At 40.3% G+C, this 17,522-nt stretch carries 15 protein-coding genes; 7 read left to right on the top strand and 8 right to left on the bottom strand.

The features are described 5' to 3' along the window. Positions 1-38: 38 nt before the first annotated feature. From LZD48_RS12850 to yaaA, 6 genes are all read right to left on the bottom strand, one after another. Positions 39-1,142: an HD-GYP domain-containing protein gene (locus LZD48_RS12850; protein ID WP_235763136.1), complete on the bottom strand. Its 1,104-nt coding sequence runs from the start codon at positions 1,140-1,142 to the stop codon at positions 39-41. An 81-nt stretch (positions 1,143-1,223) separates the two neighbouring features. After that, positions 1,224-3,782 (bottom strand): DNA gyrase subunit A, encoded by a 2,559-nt coding sequence (gyrA, locus tag LZD48_RS12845; protein ID WP_235763135.1) that lies wholly within the window; start codon positions 3,780-3,782, stop codon positions 1,224-1,226. 94 nt (positions 3,783-3,876) lie between these two features. Further along, complete coding sequence (gene gyrB / locus LZD48_RS12840) at positions 3,877-5,796, bottom strand: DNA topoisomerase (ATP-hydrolyzing) subunit B (protein WP_235763134.1); 1,920 nt, start codon at positions 5,794-5,796, stop codon at positions 3,877-3,879. A gap of 259 nt (positions 5,797-6,055) precedes the next feature. After that, positions 6,056-6,325 carry an extracellular matrix regulator RemB gene (gene remB / locus LZD48_RS12835; RefSeq protein ID WP_235763133.1) on the bottom strand — a complete coding sequence of 90 codons (270 nt, stop codon included), beginning with the start codon at positions 6,323-6,325 and terminating at the stop codon, positions 6,056-6,058. Between the two features lie 20 nt (positions 6,326-6,345). Further along, positions 6,346-7,467: a DNA replication/repair protein RecF gene (gene recF / locus LZD48_RS12830; protein ID WP_235763132.1), complete on the bottom strand. Its 1,122-nt coding sequence runs from the start codon at positions 7,465-7,467 to the stop codon at positions 6,346-6,348. Positions 7,468-7,472: 5 nt separating this feature from the next. Then, complete coding sequence (yaaA, locus tag LZD48_RS12825; protein WP_235763197.1) at positions 7,473-7,691, bottom strand: S4 domain-containing protein YaaA; 219 nt, start codon at positions 7,689-7,691, stop codon at positions 7,473-7,475. Between the two features lie 319 nt (positions 7,692-8,010). On the opposite strand from yaaA, the gene LZD48_RS18790 reads away from it, so the two are divergent. Further along, on the top strand, positions 8,011-8,136 hold the full coding sequence (locus LZD48_RS18790) for a hypothetical protein (RefSeq protein ID WP_255771035.1): 126 nt from the start codon (positions 8,011-8,013) through the stop codon (positions 8,134-8,136). A 211-nt stretch (positions 8,137-8,347) separates the two neighbouring features. On the opposite strand, the gene dnaN is transcribed toward LZD48_RS18790, so the two are convergent. Together dnaN and dnaA are read right to left on the bottom strand one after the other, a co-directional pair. Further along, entirely contained in the window at positions 8,348-9,484 is a 1,137-nt protein-coding gene (dnaN, locus tag LZD48_RS12820) for a DNA polymerase III subunit beta (RefSeq protein ID WP_235763131.1), read from the bottom strand. Between the two features lie 187 nt (positions 9,485-9,671). After that, positions 9,672-11,018, bottom strand: coding sequence for a chromosomal replication initiator protein DnaA (gene dnaA, locus LZD48_RS12815; protein ID WP_235763130.1), 1,347 nt, complete (start codon positions 11,016-11,018; stop codon positions 9,672-9,674). A 643-nt stretch (positions 11,019-11,661) separates the two neighbouring features. Here dnaA and rpmH point away from each other — a divergent pair. The 6 genes from rpmH (at position 11,662) to mnmG (ending at position 17,519) form a co-directional block, all read left to right on the top strand. Then, a complete protein-coding gene (gene rpmH / locus LZD48_RS12810) occupies positions 11,662-11,796 on the top strand; it encodes a 50S ribosomal protein L34 (RefSeq protein ID WP_235763129.1) in 135 nt (44 codons plus the stop codon). A 128-nt stretch (positions 11,797-11,924) separates the two neighbouring features. Beyond that, positions 11,925-12,269: a ribonuclease P protein component gene (gene rnpA, locus LZD48_RS12805; protein ID WP_235763128.1), complete on the top strand. Its 345-nt coding sequence runs from the start codon at positions 11,925-11,927 to the stop codon at positions 12,267-12,269. 84 nt (positions 12,270-12,353) lie between these two features. Then, positions 12,354-13,133 (top strand): YidC family membrane integrase SpoIIIJ, encoded by a 780-nt coding sequence (spoIIIJ, locus tag LZD48_RS12800; RefSeq protein WP_235763127.1) that lies wholly within the window; start codon positions 12,354-12,356, stop codon positions 13,131-13,133. Then, positions 13,130-13,744 (top strand): RNA-binding cell elongation regulator Jag/EloR, encoded by a 615-nt coding sequence (gene jag, locus LZD48_RS12795; RefSeq protein ID WP_235763126.1) that lies wholly within the window; start codon positions 13,130-13,132, stop codon positions 13,742-13,744. The genes spoIIIJ and jag overlap by 4 nt, the downstream gene beginning before the upstream one ends. Positions 13,745-14,006: 262 nt before the next feature. Continuing rightward, positions 14,007-15,383, top strand: coding sequence for a tRNA uridine-5-carboxymethylaminomethyl(34) synthesis GTPase MnmE (gene mnmE / locus LZD48_RS12790; protein WP_235763125.1), 1,377 nt, complete (start codon positions 14,007-14,009; stop codon positions 15,381-15,383). A gap of 252 nt (positions 15,384-15,635) precedes the next feature. Beyond that, entirely contained in the window at positions 15,636-17,519 is a 1,884-nt protein-coding gene (mnmG, locus tag LZD48_RS12785) for a tRNA uridine-5-carboxymethylaminomethyl(34) synthesis enzyme MnmG (protein ID WP_235763124.1), read from the top strand. Positions 17,520-17,522 lie beyond the last annotated feature (3 nt).

Raw genomic sequence — 17,522 nt, 5'->3', positions numbered from 1 at the left:
CCTTCAGGCATTTAATCCCTGCCAAACGCTAAACCCACTTAATCTAATATAATCTCCTCAATATGTAAATTAGGATTCATTTGCAAGCCGATAATCTCACCTGTCTCGTGTAATTTCACTAATGGGGACGCTGGGTGATCATCATCAAAGTAAACAATTTCCCCTGTCTTATGATTCGATAGGTGGACGGTTTTTCCGACGGCTCGCCTGGCTAAACTCTCAATAAAGGATTGAACAATCTGTGGATCAAGCTTCGTATATCGTTCCTGGAAAAGTTCTTCCAGCGCTTTAAAAACAGATTGCTTCTCCAAACGGTCACTCGTCATCGCATAGTATGTGTCACAGACAGCAAGGATCCGGGCAAATGTATTGATCTGTTCATTCCGTATGCCTAGTGGATACCCGCTCCCGTCCATCCGTTCATGGTGCTGCAAAATGGCAATTTTTCCTGCCTTTGATAAACCGGTCACTTTTTCAACCATCCGGTAAGAGTAAGTTGAATGATTTCTCATATCGTTTTCTTCGGGTTCGGTTAGGGGAGATCCTTTTGTAATTATACCAAAATCAATCCGTGTCATCCCAGCATCTGCAAGGTAGGCGGCTAAGCCAATCTGAATCCATTCCCCTTTACGGTAGCCTAGCTCCTTTCCTAAAAATGCAGAAAGGAGACTGACTGCAACACCATGGTAGTAAATATAATCTTCTCGTGTTCCGTATTGATGGAGCGTGAAAATTTCCATATCCAATTCCTCAATCCGTTCAAGCAGGGGAAGAATAGACTGCCTTACCTTTACCATATCAATAGGAACATTGTTATTCCATTCGGTGAAAAGTTGTTTATAATCCCGCACCGCTTCCATGTAATGGGCAGGGAAGGAGCGATCCTCTTCAGGTTCCAAGTAAATTTTCTTCTGCACAGGTTTCGGCTTTTCTACACGTTTTGGCTGTTCTTTCGCAATAAATGTTTCACCGTTTTCCAGTTTAGTCGAAACTTCTACGGATTCAATGAGAAATTTATGTAGGACGGTAATATGTTCATTTGTTAGGACTGTTCGCTCATTTATAATCGGATGACCGGATTTACCCAATACATCCAGTAAAAGCACGGTACCTGCAACTAATTGTGATGGATGAACACGCATACTTCTACCTCCAAGGAAAAATTAGGAAAAGTGACCCGCCTTAAACGCTTAACCGTTTATTCCGGGTCACTTCGAATATAATTATTCTTCTATATCTTCGTCATCATCTGTTTCATCTGCTTCCGGTGATTCTTGGATGTTACTGTTAGGCTCACGATCATTTGTATTTTCTGTTTCTGTTACTTCTGACGAATCTTCTTCAATTTCCAGTTCCTCTTCATCATCAATCTTAGCAACAGTTGAAACTTGTTCTTCGTCCTGTAGGCGAATGAGGCGGACACCCATTGCATTTCTTCCTGTTTCAGAAATTTCTTCCACCGGGATACGGATAAGAACACCAGCAATTGTAATGAGCATCAGATCTTCTTTGCCTGTCACTGTTTTCACTTTCACGACTTTTCCGGTTTTATCCGTAATTCGGCACGTCAAGACACCTTTACCGCCACGGTTAATCCTGCGGTATTCTTCTTCAGGCGTCTGTTTCCCGTAACCATTTTCCGTCACATGAAGAATGTTCGCTCCAGGCTCTATGATTTCCATCGAGACAACTTCATCCTCATCCCGTAAAGAAATACCTTTCACCCCGGCTGCTGTTCTTCCCATCGGACGAATTTGGTCCTCCTCAAAACGAATTAGATAGCCATCTTTCGTTGCAATCATTACATCCTTTTTCCCGTCCGTTAAGCGAACGGAGATAAGTTCATCTTCGTCGCGTAAATGAACAGCAATCAAGCCGCCTCGTCGAATATTCGTAAACATGGAAAGCGATGTGCGTTTAGCAATTCCATACTTCGTCGTAAAGAGAAGATATGCTTCTTCATCATATTCTTCAACAGCAATAACTGCGTTGATCCACTCATCACTTTCAACTTGCAATAAGTTGATGATTGGGATTCCCTTTGCAGTACGACTGAATTCCGGGATTTCATAACCCTTCAAGCGATAAACCTTTCCACGGTTTGTGAAAAAGAGTATCGTATCATGGGTTGAGCAGGAGACGAGTTGTTCGACAAAGTCATCTTCATTCGTTCCCATTCCTTGAATTCCGCGGCCGCCCCGGCGCTGTGTACGATACGTAGAAGCCGGCAATCGTTTAATATAGCCATTGTGGGTGAGCGTAATGACAATGTTTTCTTCCGGAATCAAATCCTCATCCTCGAAGAATCCAGCCCCTCCAACAACAATCTCCGTACGACGCTCGTTACTGAAACGCTCTTTAATTTCAATTAATTCTTCGCGGATGATTTCGAGTACTTTCTCTTCATCAGCAAGAATTGCTTTCAGTTCAGCAATTAGTGCGAGTAATTCATTATATTCATTTTCAATCTTTTCACGCTCTAAACCAGTTAAACGCTGAAGTCGCATGTCTAGAATAGCTTGAGCCTGTTTTTCTGATAGACTGAACTGTGTCATTAAGCCTTCACGGGCAATTTCAGTTGTTTTCGAATTACGAATCAAGCTAATGACAGCATCGAGGTTATCAAGTGCAATCCGTAATCCTTCTAAAATATGAGCACGAGCCTCTGCTTTCTTCAGTTCAAAAGCAGTACGTCTTTCAATGACTTCAACCTGGTGCGTGAGATAATGCTCCAGGCATTGTTTAATATTTAAAATTCGCGGTTGCCCGTCGACTAGTGCTAATGTGTTCACACCGAATGTTGTTTGCAGAGCCGTATATTTATATAAATTATTTAAAATAACGTTCGCATTAGCGTCACGGCGGATTTCCATTACAATACGCATGCCATCACGGCTCGATTCGTCACGCAGATCGGTAATCCCGTCAATTCGCTTATCCCGGACGAGTTCAGCAATCTTTTCTACCAGTCTTGCTTTATTCACTTGGAATGGCAATTCGGTTACGATAATCGTTGATTTCCCATTCGCATGTTCTTCAATATCAACCTTCGCCCGCATCGTAATCGAGCCTCTACCTGTTTCATAGGCTTTTCTTATGCCGCTTCTACCAATGATGATTCCCGCCGTCGGGAAGTCTGGTCCTGGGAGATACTCCATTAATTCCTCGACTGTAATCTCTTCATCTTTTGATAGAGCAAGAACAGCATCAATCGTCTCACCTAAGTTGTGAGGCGGGATATTTGTCGCCATTCCGACTGCAATTCCTGACGTTCCATTCACAAGCAAGTTAGGAAAACGGGCAGGAAAAACAGCTGGTTCTCGCTCTGAACCATCATAGTTATCGCTGAAATCAACTGTATCTTTATTCAGATCCCGGACTAATTCCATCGATATTCTTGATAATCTCGCTTCGGTATAACGCATTGCTGCAGCTTGGTCACCATCGACAGAACCAAAGTTTCCGTGACCATCAACAAGCATATGGCGATAACTGAAATCTTGTGCCATTCGCACCATCGTGTCATAAACGGCAGAGTCACCATGCGGATGATACTTACCGATTACTTCCCCGACAATACGGGCGGATTTTTTATATGCTTTATCCGGCGTCATACCTAAATCATTCATCGCATAAATGATTCTGCGGTGAACTGGCTTCATACCGTCACGTACATCGGGTAAAGCCCTTGATACAATAACACTCATAGAATAATCAAGGAAAGATGTCCGCATTTCCTGACTAATATTTATTTCCTGTACATTCCTGCGTTCTTCGGCCATTTCTGTTACCTCCTAGTCGGGAAACTCCTTTTCCCCGTACACAAGAAATGAAAGAGGGGAGCGATATCGCCCAAGTCCTCTTCATTTCCACATTCTATATATCCAAGTTTTGGACGTATTTTGCATTTTGCTCAATATAGTCACGGCGCGGTTCTACTTTATCGCCCATGAGCATATCAAAGACTTGATCCGCTTCAATCGCATCCGTCAGCTGAACTTGAAGCAAGGTGCGGTTCTCTGGACTCATCGTTGTGTCCCAAAGTTGATCAGCATCCATTTCACCAAGTCCCTTGTAACGCTGGATGACTGGCTTTGGTGCTTCTGGCAGTTCAGCTAAGGATGCCTGTAATTCCTCATCACTATAAACATATTGCACGTTTTTCCCTTGTTTAATTTGGAATAGCGGTGGCTGTGCAATATAGATATATCCGTAATCAATTAATGGACGCATATACCGGAAAAAGAATGTAAGCAGCAAGGTGCGGATATGAGCACCATCGACATCGGCGTCCGTCATAATTACGATTTTATGATAACGTGCTTTTTCTATATCAAATTCTTCACCGATTCCCGTTCCTATCGCAGTAATCATCGAACGAATTTCCGCGTTAGATAGGATTCGGTCGAGTCTTGCCTTTTCCACGTTCAGAATCTTACCTCGAAGCGGCAAAATTGCCTGGAAATGCCTATCTCTACCAGCTTTAGCAGAACCGCCGGCAGAGTTCCCCTCTACGATATACAGTTCACTAATAGAAGCATCTTTCGAGGAACAGTCAGCGAGTTTACCTGGTAAGTTCGAGATTTCCAGCGCACTTTTTCTTCTCGTTAGCTCTCTTGCCTTTTTCGCAGCGACTCTTGCGCGGGAAGCCATTAGTCCTTTATCGACAATAATGCGGCCAACCGTTGGATTTTCAAGGAGAAATGTTTGGAACGTTTCACTGAAAACTTGGTCGGTAACCGTACGAACTTCACTGTTTCCCAGTTTCGTTTTCGTCTGACCTTCAAATTGCGGGTCCGGATGCTTGATAGAGACAATTGCGGTCATTCCTTCTCGTACATCATCCCCAGTTAAGTTTGTTTCATTTTCTTTTAATAATCCGCTTCTACGGGCATATTCATTAATTACACGGGTTAAAGCACTACGGAATCCAAATTCATGGGTACCACCCTCATACGTGTGAATATTATTAGCGAAAGAATAAAGGTTAGAGGCAAAGCCGTCATTGTACTGAACTGATATTTCAACTTCAATACCTTGCGATGTGCCGTTTGCATAAAACGGTTCATGAAGCACTTCTTTATTCTGGTTAATATACTCAACATACGAATTGATTCCGCCTTCGTAGTAATAGCTGACAGGCTCTGCATCTTCCCGTTTATCTTCAATTGTGATGGTAAGACCTTTGTTTAAAAAGGCGAGCTCACGGAGACGCTGCTCTAATATGTCAAATTCGAATTCCGTCGTTTCCGTGAAAATTTCCGGATCCGGTGTGAAATGGATTTCTGTTCCTTGAATCTCTGTTTCACCGATGACACCGAGTTCTTTTACTACTTTACCTTGTTCAAAGGCAATCGAGTGAATTTTCCCTTCACGGTGTACGTACACTTCGAGACCGCTGGAAAGAGCATTTACAACGGATGCACCAACTCCGTGGAGTCCACCGGAAACTTTATAACCGCCACCACCGAATTTACCGCCGGCATGAAGAACCGTCATAATAACTTCGACTGCTGGCCGACCTGTTTTCTTTTGGATGTCGACAGGGATACCACGACCGTTATCTTTTACGGTGATGCTGTTGTCTTTTTCGATGATGACTTGGATATGATCACAGTAACCAGCAAGGGCTTCGTCGATACTGTTGTCAACGATTTCCCAGACGAGATGGTGGAGTCCTCTTGAACTTGTGGATCCGATGTACATTCCTGGACGTTTGCGAACAGCTTCGAGGCCTTCCAAGACTTGAATTTGTTCCGCGTCATAGGATTGATTGTTAGATACATTTTCTGCCATAAATCGCTCACTCATTTCTATTTTCTATCCAGGGTTCGCAGTCCAAATACCTCTTTCTTTCCGCGGGCAATGAAGAATTGCAGTTCATTCTTCTCTGCTGGTAAGCCTCCTCGGGCTGACGCTCTGTGGGGTCTCACCTAGCCTATCCTCCCGCAGGAGTTTCAAGGTATTTGGACTGCTCCCAGGAAAAACTTATATTTCATTCTTTCAACAAAATAAATACTATAATCAGTCTGGATAAATCTCAGTAATCATAGAATTACTCATAATAGTCTTCCATGTGTTTGATGGTTGCTTTGATGCTTGTGCGTTTTTTTAGGGTTGCTACGGATAGGGTGCTGACGTAGGTTCCTTTTGTCGTGACCATCATGGATTTTGCTTGGACGGTTGGTCCTTTTAATGTTTTTTCTTGTTTGGCTTGGTCTACCATTTCTTGTAAAAGCACAGATGAGGAGATAAGCTCGTAATCAATTATTGCAATAATTGTTGAGGATTGTATGACATTCCCATTCCCAATATCGATAAACATAAGGTAAGTAACGACCTCCTTTAGTGTTTTTCTACAGATACGGTTCCATTTGTCACCCGGAACAATTCTGCCTCTTTCAATGTTTCATGATGAATACCATCAACGCTTGTTGTCGAAACAAAGGTCTGTACTTTTCCTTGAATGGTATTTAACAAATGGGATTGTCTAAAATCATCCAGCTCACTTAATACATCATCCAACAATAAAATTGGGTATTCGCCGACTTCATGATGGATCAGTTCAATTTCTGCGAGTTTCAAGGAAAGGGCGGTAGTCCGTTGCTGGCCTTGAGAACCATAGGTCTGAACATCCATCCCGTTTACGTAAAAGGTTAAATCATCACGGTGGGGACCGATGAGACTTGTTCCTCGTTCTATCTCCTTCTCTTGAATCTCTTCGAATTTATGCCGAAAAGCCGTTTCGATTTCTTCTTCGCCGTCCTGCTCAGATACATCGACACTAGCATCGTATTTAATTTCCAGCTCTTCCAGTTCTTGACTGATTTGATGATGAAGGGGTGCTGCCCATTTTCGTAGCAGTTTCAAAAAGCTGAACCGTTTTGCTAGAATGATGGCAGCATGCTGGATTAACTGTTCGGTAAGAACTTCAAGCATCGTTACTTGATTCCCACCCTGACGTTGTAATTGTTTCAGAAGAGAATTTCGCTGTTTTAATATTTTCTGATACTGTGCCAAATGATAAATATATGTCGCTTGAATCTGCCCGAGCTCCATATCAATAAACCGTCTCCGGGCTTGAGGGGGTCCTTTTACAAGTGTCAGATCCTCCGGGGCAAACATGACGACATTTAATGCACCAATGAAATCACTTAATCTGCGTTGTTCCAAATGATTTAGTTTTGCCTTCTTTCCTTTCGTGGAAATAATCATCTCAAGGGGAAGTGCCTGGTTTTTCTTTTTTACTCTACCTTCTATTTTAGCATATTCTTTGTCCCATTGAATAAGTTCTTTTTCTTTTGTTGTCCGGTGAGATTTGGTAAATGCAAGACAATAGATTGCTTCCATCAAATTTGTCTTGCCTTGTGCATTCTCCCCGATAATGACATTCACTCTATCGTCAAAGGTGAGCGTAAGTGCGTCATAATTTCTAAAGTTTTTAAGGACTAGCTGTTCGATATGCATATACCTTAGTCCTCAGCACTTACGATATAAGCGTTACCTTCGACTTCTACTATGTCACCTGGATATAACTTGCGACCGCGGCGATGTTCGACTTCTCCATTTACATTTGCCCCTACATCTTGTAGATAAGCTTTCACCATGCCGCCAGATTCAAGGATATTAAGAACTTTAATCAATTGACCCAGCGTTATATACTCCGTTGTTATGTTTACTTTTTCCTGCATATCATTCATCACCAAGTTTCCTTTTAGTCTCTTTTAAAAAAATAAAATATATTTTTTCCCGTAAAAGACATGTTAGTTTTAGTATTTACCGTTAAAAACTCTATAAACCTATTTTACTAAAGTTTTTGCTATTTTGAAAGGTAATCCACTGGGGAAGGGCAAAAACTTCTCAAAATGGCTTATTTTTAGTTTTAGATATAACAAAGGCGGAAGCGCCCTTGCAGGTTAAAAACGCGATCGTCTTCGCAACACCTGCACTAGCACATCCAGTAGTCGCAGCAACGTACAAACTGTGCCTCCCAGGATGGGAGGTAGTTCGATGTTGCCCGAGGAAGGGGCGAGCTTAATCGAACCTCCTTTTTACCGGAAGGGAGAAAAAGGAAACTCAGGCGACGAGAGTGAGTTGATGTTGATGTTGATGTTGACTTTCACCACAAGGGTATAAGTGCGGCTAAGCCTCTGGCTGAAGCCAATCGGCAAGTCTTCTTTATCGATTGAAGGAGTGTGAAGTTTGATAGTTGCTGGGCGCAGAGCGGACATGGATAGCGCTAGCAACTTTAATTATATACAACCTTCCTATTTTTTTAGTTCCCTAAGTAAGTAGAAAACACTTACCCACATGTGGATAAGTGTTTTCTTTATGAGTTTTTATAAAATTAATATGTTCGTACTGGTAAAATTAATTGTAAAATCGAATCGTCCTCTTTTGGAATGAGTACAAACGGGCGCATTGCTCCAGTAAAGTCGATGATTACTTCATCATATTCCATGGATTTTAGTGCATCCATCATATATTTCGAACTGAAAGAGATCTTCAATTCTTCACCTTCAATCGTTTCTACTACAATTTCTTCGTGTACATTTCCAACTTCTGGTGAGTTACTTGTAATTTCTACGATGGAACTCTCTTGAGTCGTCAATTTAACGACATTATTCCTTTCTTCTCGTGCAAGCAAGGAAGCCCGGTCAATCGTATTTAGTAATTCTTTTGTGTTGACGACGATTCTTGTTTTTCTTTCTTCCGGGATCAGTCTTGAAGTTTCCGGATAATTTCCGTCGAGTAGACGAGAGAGAAAGCTTAAATGCTTTGTGCGGAAGAGAATTTGGTTATTCGTAACATTAATTTCAACCGTTTCTTCCGTATCATCCAATATTTTATTTAACTCATTTAAACTCTTTCCAGGAACAACCACATTATGAAACTCAATTCCGACTGCCTCAATAGCCGTTTTCCGCATTGCTAAACGGTGGCTGTCAGTTGCAGTGAAAGTAAGTTCATTATTCTCCAGTTTAATATTTACACCAGTTAAGATCGGACGTGTTTCCATTGTTGATACAGCAAATACGGTCTGTTTGATCATATTTTTAAATAATGGAATTGGCATTTCAAAGCTTGTTTCTGCTTCAAGCCTTGGTAAGTGCGGATATTCTTCTGCGCTTTGACCAACAAGGGTAAATTCAGATTTTCCAGAGCTGATTTTTACTTGATGATTTTCTTCTACAATGAAATCCACTGTATCTTGCGGTAATTTCCTTACAATATCAGGGAAATATCTTGCTTGAAGTACAATCGTTCCAGGTTCAATATTTTCTACATTTACATTTCCATTGTCTTCACTAGGAATAAAAGATTCGATCGAAATATCAGAATCACTTCCTGATAATGTAATACCATGAATGCTTGCTTCAACTTTCATTCCAGAAAGAATTGGAATGACTGGCCTTGGAGTGATTGCTTTCATTACATCTTGAACAGCAGTTATTAATAAATCTCGTTTGATTGTAAATTTCATGAATTTGTCCTCCTAGCGGAAGTTCTATATATATATATATTATTTATTATAAAAAACAGTAATAATAGTAATAAGGCCTGTTGATATGTGGATAAGTACCTTGATATCTTGTCAGGAGAAGTTTTACACACGTTGATAATCTGTTAATATCTATGAAAGCTTATGAACAGTATACACAGGCAATCCTTTAAATTGATTTGATCGTTTCTATAATTTCATCGATTTCCTGACTGAAAGAAGCATCATCTGCAATCATTTTTGAGATCTTTTCATGAGCATGTATAACAGTTGTATGATCTCGTCCCCCAAATTCATCGCCAATCTTCGGCAATGAAAGGTCGGTCATTTCCCTTGAGAGGTACATGGCAATCTGTCTTGGGAAGGCGATTGATTTCGTCCGTTTCTTGGCAGCGAAGTCTTCCATACGAATATTATATTTTCTTGAAACGATTTCTTGGATTCCTTCCACGGTAATTTCCTTTGGCTTATTGCTCGGAATAATATCTTTCAATGCCTCTGCGGCAAGGGAAGCATCAATATCTTGATTGACTAGCGAAGAATAGGCAACTACGCGAATAAGTGCCCCTTCTAACTCACGAATGTTCGTATTGATTTGATTTGCAATATAAAGCATGACTTCATTTGGAATCTCAAGTCCTTCTGCTTTAGCCTTTTTATTTAAAATTGCGATTCTCGTTTCCAGATCAGGCGGCGTAATATCTGTTATAAGACCCCATTCAAAGCGCGAACGCAATCTATCTTCTAATGTCGGAATTTCTTTTGGCGGACGGTCACTAGAGATGATAATTTGTTTACTTTCTTCATGTAATGCATTAAATGTATGGAAAAATTCTTCCTGGGTTGATTCTTTTCCAGCTATGAATTGAATATCATCAATTAATAGGACATCTATATTCCGGTATTTATTGCGAAACGCATTGGATTTATTTTCCATGATTGCGTTAATGAATTCATTCGTAAATTTCTCAGAAGTAACGTAAGCAACTTTCGCTTCCGGGTTATGTTCTCTTACATAATGACCAATTGCATGCATCAAATGGGTTTTACCAAGGCCAACTCCCCCATAGATAAACAGCGGGTTATAAGCTTTTGCGGGAGCCTCAGCAACAGCGAGGGAAGCAGCATGTGCGAATCGGTTTCCAGCTCCAATGACAAACGTATCAAATGTATATTTTTCATTTAGCATCGATTTAGGAAAATCATTATGATTCACTGGTGAATTTGTTTCTAGTTTGTCTTGTTTTACTTCCTCTACAGCTGGCGAAGGATCGGGAATAATGAATTTCGTATCAAGTCTGGATCCGGTCACTTCTTCCAGTACTTCATTGATGACATTCGTATATTGGTTTTCCAACCAATCTCTCGCAAATTCATTCGGTGCAGATACAATCAATGTTGTTTGGTTTATTTCTACAGCTTCTGTATTTTTTAACCATGTATCGTAGCTTGGTTTACTAACCTTTTCTTCAATCTTTTCTAAAGCGGCTTGCCACAGCTCTTCAATATTTTCCAATCGGGAATTCACTCCTTTCTGAATGTAGATTGTAACGCGGTAGTTTTTGTAGACAGGTTAAAATAGCCTCCCTTAATTGCCCAATTGGCAGTAAAAAAGGAGGTGAATGCCAAGTTTTCTAATAAAAAGGCTGTGGATGAATGAATATGTAGTCCTTAAAGTTTAGCATGATTTATAAACTATATCCACAAATCTGTGGAAAAAATAATTAAGAAGCTGTGAATGACTATCCACAACGTTGTCCACAACCTGTGTATAAAAATAATAAGCAATTAGTTTTCCACAGGAGAAAACATACTAATAATAGCAAATAAAAGCTTGTAATGCAAGGGGTTTTCAAAAGTTATCCACAAAATTCCCGGCGTGTTTACAAAAAAGTATCAACATACGTTTATCGTGTGAGTAAATTGTCGATAGCAGTCGAATAATCTGGATGTTAAAAAATAGTGGGCGTGTATAAGTTGTTGATAAGTTTATAGCGCTTTTCTGGTGTTATACAACAAGAGAAGATGAAGAGGTGAAACTTTTAAAAAAATTGTAGTTGACATGGGGGATAGGTTTTACGTATAATTATTGAGACTGTCTACTGGATTAGTTAATGATTAAACTTTAGATATTAGAATCCCTAGGAGGTGCAGTAATAATGAAAAGAACATTTCAACCAAGTAACCGTAAGCGTAAAAAGGTACATGGCTTCCGTGCACGTATGGCTACGAAAAATGGACGTAAAGTATTAGCACGTCGTCGTCGTAAAGGAAGAAAAGTATTATCCGCATAAGCCACTGATCAGTCAGTGGTTTTTTTATTAGAAAAGTGGAAGCGCTCGTTTAGGGCGCTGAAACTAGACATATTAAAATAAGTGCTTTATCAATTTGGGTAAGCTAGAGAGTAATAAAGGTGAAGTGAATGAAAAAAGCATATCGGATTAAAAAAAATAACGAATTTCAATACATATTCAAGCACGGAAAATCATTCGCAAACCGTCAGCTTGTCATTTATTATGCCGAAAAAGCGGAGCAGGAGCATTTCCGAATCGGCCTTTCTGTCGGAAAAAAAATTGGAAATGCTGTGAAAAGAAATCAGATTAAACGCTATCTCCGTCAGGCCTTTCATGAAATGGAAGCAGATATTAAACCGACAGTAGATATGATTATTATTGCAAGGCAACCTACGAAGAATATGGGATTTCACGAAATGAAAAAAAGTTTAAGTCATTTATTATATAAGCAGCGTCTTTTTAAAAATAAATAAAAAACAAGTTAAACATAGAATCTTATCTGCAATTAGGATAAAATAGCAGATAGAGTTTCACGTTCACGCTAAGGAGGAAAAATGTTGCGCAAAAAATATATATTGCTATTTGCAATGATCGGCCTTGCATTGCTGCTTGCAGGATGTACGGAGATCAATGAGCCGATTACTGCAGAGAGTGAAGGGATTTGGAACACTATTTTTGTGTACCCGCTCTCCTGGGTTATTACAAAAATAGCTCATATTTTCAATAATAGTTTTGGATTATCTATTGTTATCGTTACGGTTGTTATTCGTCTCTTAATTTTACCACTAAGTATAAAACAGATTAAAAGTTCTAAAGCTATGCAGGCTATTCAGCCGAAATTGCAAGAAATCCAGAAGAAATACAGCTCGAAAGATGCGAACACTCAACAAAAGTTACAGCAAGAAACAATGGAACTTTTCCAGCGAAATGGTGTAAATCCATTGGCAGGATGTTTACCGATTTTTGTCCAAATGCCTGTCTTAATCGCAATGTACCATGCGATTATGCGGACGACAGAAATCAGTCAATATAATTTCTTGTGGTTCGAACTTGGTTCACCGGACTATGTGTTGCCGTTTCTTGTTGCTGGATTCACATTCCTGCAGCAAAAACTCATGATGTCTACAAATACATCAGCATCCCAGAATCCACAGATGGCAATGCAAATGAATTTAATGCTTTATATGATGCCGATTATGATTGGTGTCATGTCGTTCTTCTTCCCAGCAGCTCTTGCGTTGTACTGGGTAACAGGTAATATCTTTATGGTTTTCCAAACATTACTAATCAATAAACCAATGATGACGAATACCGATACTGGAGGAGACAAAAAGTGAGAGAAATAACTGCTAGCGGTTCAACAGTTGAAGAAGCTGTACAATCAGCTCTACAGCAGTTAAACACGACTGAGGACCGTGTTGAAATTGAGGTTATCGATGAAGGTAAAAAAGGAATACTCGGTTTAATTGGAGCGAAACGGGCCATTGTAAAGGTCAGTGAAAAAAAAGACCCAATTAAAGAAACGGAAAATTTCTTGAAAGAAGTTACAAAGAATATGAACGTCGACGTTGAAATTAAAACAACGATAGAAGACAATCATGTAACCTTTGAAATGGGTGGCGAAAATATCGCCATTCTTATCGGAAAACGCGGACAAACACTCAATGCCTTACAGTATTTAGCTCATCTAGCGATCAACAAACAGAAAGAAATCTATTACACCGTAACCTTGGATGCGGAAGGGTACCGGGGACGCAGACGCGAAACGCTTGTATCACTTGCCCATAAGATGGCAGATAAAGCAAAACGCTTAAATAAAAAAGTTGCACTCGAACCGATGCCTGCCTTTGAAAGAAAAATCATCCATAACGCACTCCAGGATTCGACTGAAATTACAACCTATTCCGATGGACAAGAACCCCACCGGCATATTGTAATCAAACCATAATAAATAGAAACTTTAAAAATCACCCTTTAAAATCGGGTGATTTTTTTTATGCTTAAAGAATCTGGGGCAAGGGGGTCAGTGTGTTTATCCTAACTTGACTATCCACATGTGGATAAAATGCAATGACAAAAAAGGTATGACAATCTAAGAAAGTTAATGTGGATAACTTTATTTTCTCGCCGATTTATGTTATTCTTTTTTGTTAGTGACGTTTACTGGAAAACGTGCTAATTTAACGATAGAACAAGTTGGAGGTGTAGCAATGTCGACAGATACAATTACTGCGATTTCAACACCAGTTGGAGAAGGTGCAATTGCAATCGTGCGTTTGAGCGGGCCGGATGCAATTACTATTACAAATGAACTTTTTACAGGTAAGGATCTTCATGAAGCAGCAACCCATACGATAAATTATGGGAGGATTATCGACCCTGAGACGAACGATATTGCAGATGAAGTAATGGTTTCTGTTATGCGGGCACCGAAAACATTCACGCGTGAAGATATAGTAGAAATCAATTGCCATGGTGGAATGGTAGCAGTCAATAAAGTATTAGATATCATATTGTCGAAAGGAGCACGTCTGGCAGAACCCGGAGAATTTACAAAACGTGCTTTTCTTAATGGAAGAATAGATTTATCACAAGCGGAAGCCGTCATGGACCTGATTCGTGCAAAAACAGATAAAGCAATGTCTGTTGCTGTGAAACAAATGGACGGGCGCCTATCAAAACTCATTACCGAATTACGTCAGGAACTTCTCGAAACCGTTGCTCATGTTGAGGTAAATATTGATTATCCGGAATATGATGACGTCGAAGAGATGAGTCATGAAATGATGCGGACAAAATCAAGAGAGGTTCATAAGCGGATCAAAGAGTTGCTTGAAGTGGCCAACCAGGGGAAAATTCTCCGTGAAGGGATCGCTACTGCAATTATCGGCCGTCCAAACGTTGGAAAATCCTCTCTGATGAATACCCTCGTACAGGAAAATAAAGCAATTGTCACCGATATTCCAGGAACAACCCGTGATATTATTGAAGAATATGTGAATGTCCGTGGTGTGCCGCTTCGTCTTGTTGATACTGCAGGTATTAGGGAGACTGAAGACATCGTTGAAAAGATCGGTGTGGAGCGCTCGCGGCAAGTACTGCAAGAATCCGATTTGATTCTCTTCGTTTTAAACTTTAATGAAGATTTAACGGAAGAGGATAGGAAACTATTCGAAGCCGTACAAGGACTTGATTATATTGTCATCGTCAATAAGATGGATTTAGAACAAAAAATCGATCTCGAAAAGGTGAGGGAACTTGCTGGAGAACGTCCGGTAATTACGACATCTTTACTAGTAGAAGAAGGAGTAGAACAGCTGGAAAGGTCAATTGCTTCAACCTTTTTTGAAGGTGAGATCGATACAGGAGACATGACTTATGTTTCGAATATCCGTCATATCCAGCTCCTTAAGCAAGCAAAACAGGCACTTGAGGATGCGATGGAAGGCATTGAACTAGGAATGCCACTTGATATCGTTCAGATTGATGTAACCCGAACGTGGGAGCTTTTAGGTGAAATTATTGGGGATACGGCAAGCGACAGTCTTATCGATCAGCTGTTTTCTCAATTCTGTTTAGGAAAATAAAACTTTTAATGAATTTCATAATACGTATTTAATGCTTCACCATCACCATATGTAGTTGGCTCGTTCCCAACTACATACGGTGATGGGAAAGCCGACTTTGGTAATTATGAAATTCATTCCTTTGTTTAAATAAAATAAAAAAAATATACATGTTCAATTGTGGATGTAAGTATGGTGGTCCGCGTTCACTTCCAGCGCCCAGCGGATAAGCAAGTGCGCTTCCACTTTTGATCATATGAAAGGGTGAATGAAATGACTTTTAATGCAGGAAATTACGATATCATCGTTGTGGGGGCAGGACATGCCGGTATTGAAGCGGCTGTCGCTGCAGCAAAAAGAGGCGCAAAAACGCTGATGCTGACTCTTAACATCGATATGCTCGCATTTATGCCATGTAATCCTTCTATCGGCGGACCAGCAAAAGGAATTGTTGTCCGTGAAATTGACGCTCTTGGTGGTGTCATGGGGAAGGTGATTGATAAAGCATCGATTCAAATGCGTATGTTAAATACAAGAAAAGGACCTGCTGTACAAGCGTTACGTGCACAAGCTGACAAAACAGTCTACATGCAAGAAATGAGAAAATTAGTGGAGAACCAAGAAAATCTGACACTTCGTCAAGGAATGGTTGACTCCCTGATTATGGAAGACGGCGTTTGTAAAGGGGTTGTGACAGAGACGGAAGCGGAATACCGTGCTGAAGCAGTTATCATCACAACAGGAACCTTTATGCGTGGAAAAGTATTAATGGGTCATTTAGAATATGAAAGTGGTCCAAACAATCAGCGTGTTTCGGTTAATCTTTCCGAAAATCTGGAGGAACTTGGGTTTAACCTGAAACGATTCAAAACAGGTACACCTCCACGTGTAAATAGTCAAACAATCGATTATTCGAAAACGGAAATTCAACCAGGAGATGAAAATCCGCGTAATTTCTCCTATGAAACAACGACCAAAATTATCGATCAGCTGCCATGCTGGTTGACACACACAAATGAATTTACACATGGAATTATTAACAATAACTTAGAGCTTTCTTCCATGTATTCTGGAGTGAAGCGGGGGACAGGTGCCCGTTATTGCCCGTCCATTGAGGATAAAATTGTTCGCTTTGATGATAAGCCGCGTCATCAAATTTTCCTTGAGCCTGAGGGAAGAAATACGGAAGAAGTTTATGTTCAAGGACTATCGACTTCACTTCCAGAGAACATTCAATATGAAATGATTAAAACAATCCCAGGACTGGAGAAAGCAGAAATAATGCGTCCGGGCTATGCAATTGAGTATGATGTCGTAGCGCCAACACAATTATGGCCGACACTGGAAACGAAAAGTATCCCAGGTCTCTTTACTGCAGGACAAATTAACGGTACATCCGGATATGAAGAAGCTGCTGGTCAAGGAATTATGGCAGGAATTAATGCTGCATCAAAGGTCCTTGGAAAAGAGCCCGTTATTCTCGACCGTTCGCAAGGCTATATCGGCGTACTGATAGATGATCTTGTAACGAAAGGGACGAATGAACCTTACCGTTTATTAACATCCCGTGCTGAATACCGTTTGCTTCTTCGCCATGATAATGCGGACATGCGATTAACGGAAATCGGCTATGAAATCGGCTTGATTTCTGAAGAACGCTACAACAAATTAGTAGAAAAGAAACGACTTGTAGAAGAAGAGATAAAAAGACTGAAGAAAATTATCATTAAACCGGAACAAGCGAATCATCTCCTTGAGACAATCAATTCAACAGCCTTAAAAGACGCAACGAATGCATATGACTTGTTGAAACGACCGGAAGTAAACTATAACTTTATCGATCAAATGATTGAATCAAACGAAGCATTGGATGAAGAAGCACGTGAACAGGTTTATATCCAAGTCAAATATGAAGGATATATTAAAAAGTCGAATGAACAAGTCGAGCGAATGATGAAGATGGAAGATAAGAAAATCCCGGAAGATATCGATTATGACGGAATCAATGGCCTTGCTTCTGAAGCGAAAGAGAAGCTAAAGAGAATTCGTCCATTGTCCGTTGGGCAAGCGTCTCGGATATCTGGTGTGAATCCGGCTGATGTTTCTATTCTGCTTGTTTATATTGAACAAGGAAATATAGCAAGGGTTGCCAATTAAACA

It is taken from the genome of Oceanobacillus alkalisoli, from assembly GCF_021556485.1.
Classification (GTDB): domain Bacteria; phylum Bacillota; class Bacilli; order Bacillales; family Amphibacillaceae; genus Oceanobacillus; species Oceanobacillus alkalisoli.
The sequence above is the reverse complement of the archived record's forward strand: the minus strand, read 5'-3'. Positions and strand labels throughout refer to the sequence as shown.